The organism is Vibrio genomosp. F10 str. 9ZD137 (assembly GCF_049974785.1).
GTDB lineage: Bacteria > Pseudomonadota > Gammaproteobacteria > Enterobacterales > Vibrionaceae > Vibrio.
The window spans coordinates 1-1771 of the sequence record NZ_JBNGCJ010000947.1 but is presented as its reverse complement, the minus strand read 5'-3'; the positions used below and the strand labels follow the sequence as shown (position 1 = coordinate 1771).

3 protein-coding genes and 1 pseudogene are annotated in these 1771 nt (G+C 47.4%); 1 reads left to right on the top strand and 3 read right to left on the bottom strand.

Translation table 11 applies throughout. The features are described from left to right. Positions 1 to 423 (top strand): DUF3360 family protein (locus tag ACP45E_RS20730; protein WP_141707463.1); only part of this gene is annotated, 423 nt, incomplete at its 5' end. A 136-nt stretch (positions 424 to 559) separates the two neighbouring features. Here the strand turns inward: ACP45E_RS20730 and ACP45E_RS20725 are convergent. The 3 genes and pseudogenes from ACP45E_RS20725 to ACP45E_RS20715 form a co-directional block, all read right to left on the bottom strand. Beyond that, positions 560 to 676 (bottom strand): annotated as a pseudogene (locus tag ACP45E_RS20725) (alpha/beta fold hydrolase); the annotation flags it as partial. Between the two features lie 44 nt (positions 677 to 720). Then, positions 721 to 1314 carry an NADPH-dependent FMN reductase gene (locus tag ACP45E_RS20720; protein ID WP_017038431.1) on the bottom strand — a complete coding sequence of 198 codons (594 nt, stop codon included), beginning with the start codon at positions 1312 to 1314 and terminating at the stop codon, positions 721 to 723. Beyond that, positions 1311 to 1771: EamA family transporter (locus ACP45E_RS20715; protein ID WP_158008406.1), on the bottom strand; the 461-nt coding region annotated here is incomplete at its 5' end. The genes ACP45E_RS20715 and ACP45E_RS20720, both read right to left, overlap by 4 nt.

The window sequence follows — 1771 nt, the reverse complement described above, 5'->3', positions numbered from 1 at the left end:
GCGATTGCTAAACGCCCTATTCCTGCTGGCGCTTTGCTGACGGCTCTGTTTTGTATCATCGCCGCAGTTTGGGGTTACCCAATGGATTTAGCTATCTGGCAACCGGTACTGTGTGTTGCGCTCATTGTTGGGGTATTTGTGCCATTACTAGAAGCTGGCATGGAAATGACGCGTGAAGGGAAAACCACACAGTCTGCCGCGATTGTCGTATTTTCTTCAGCGCTCGTTAACCCTGCATTTGGCTGGGCTCTCACCATGCTGTTGGATAACTTAGGGTTAGTCGGTTGTAAAGAACGCAGCAGTGAACTGAGTAAAATGAGCCGTTGGGTGTTGCCTGGCATTATGTTTATTGTGCTAAGTGGTGTGATGGCATTGGTTGGCCTTCTACCGGGGATTCCGGCGATTATCCCAAGCTTTCGCTAGGCTCAACTAACTATAGTTTGAAAGCAAAAGGCCTCGCACACGCGAGGCCTTGTTTTATCTATCGAACGGTTACAGCTGCCCTACTTCACTGACTTTAATCGCTTTCATCAACGTTGTGTTGAACGGTTCTAGTAAGCCATAGCCTGCTGTCTAAGCTCCAACCGTGAATGAAGATCAGTGCTGTCTCTCCGCTCCCGATTGTACCATACGCGATTGGCTCACCATCGCGAGATACCGCAATACCACACTGAACAAAAACCACCTGTTTTGAGCAGGTGACTCCTGTATTGCCTGTGGCTACATTCCGTAGCGGAACGTTTTACCTGCATTGACCATATCGCGATGTACCGGAGCTAGTGCATTCGCGTAGGCAGCGAGTAACTTCATGGTATATTCGCTGCGGTCGTGCAGTTGCAGGTCGGTACATTCGTGTTCAGTTGTCAGAATATCTTCGCAGTTACGAAACATCAGATGATCCGGCAGAAAACACACATGATTGTTTTTATTACCCGTCATCCTTAATTCACTGATCGGGTAGACGCCATTTACGCTGGATGAAACGCTCACCAGCAGCGCTGCTTTATGAGCCAGTTCCTCGTCGGTGGTCAGCATCAAAAAGTTCTTCAATGCAGGCGTTGCCATTCCATGCCACTCTGGGGTGATAAAAATGAACGCGTCCGATTTCTTAAGAATTTGAGCCACAGGTTTCCATTGTTTCCACTCCTCACTTCCTTGCCATACTCCTTCATTCCAAAACGGCAGATTCAGTTGGTGTAAATCGAGAACGGTTGCCTTGTCAAAATGAGACTCAGCCAGTGTTTGTAGGTAATAGGCGACATTTAGACTCTGAGAATGCGCTCTTTGACTTCCTGATACGATAGTAATGTTCATATTAATTCCTTTTTACGGTCTGAGATTGTGGTCGTTGATTGGTTTGTTTGTGAGCGAGGCGTAGCCAGCACAATTGAAAATAGAATTACTGAGGCACCAAGTAATTGGGGCCAACTCAGTGTTTGATTTAGTATTAAATACCCAAGAAAACAGGCAGAAACGCTGCTTAGAAATCCGAGAAAAGAGACGGTCACCGGAGGCAGTTTTTCGATACCGCGAAACCAAAGAAAGTAACCCAAAACGGCACCAATCAGGCTAAGGTATCCATAGCCTAGGTAGTTGATTGACGTAAGTTGGGTTGGAACGCCTTCTAGCCAAAGCGAGACAGGTAGCAAAACGATGCCGCCAAATAACAATTGCCAACCTGTAAACCCAAGCATCGTCATGCCCGTAGGACGTCCCCATTTTTTTGTCAGCACCACGCCTAAAGCCATGCTCAGCGTTCCAAGTATGGCGG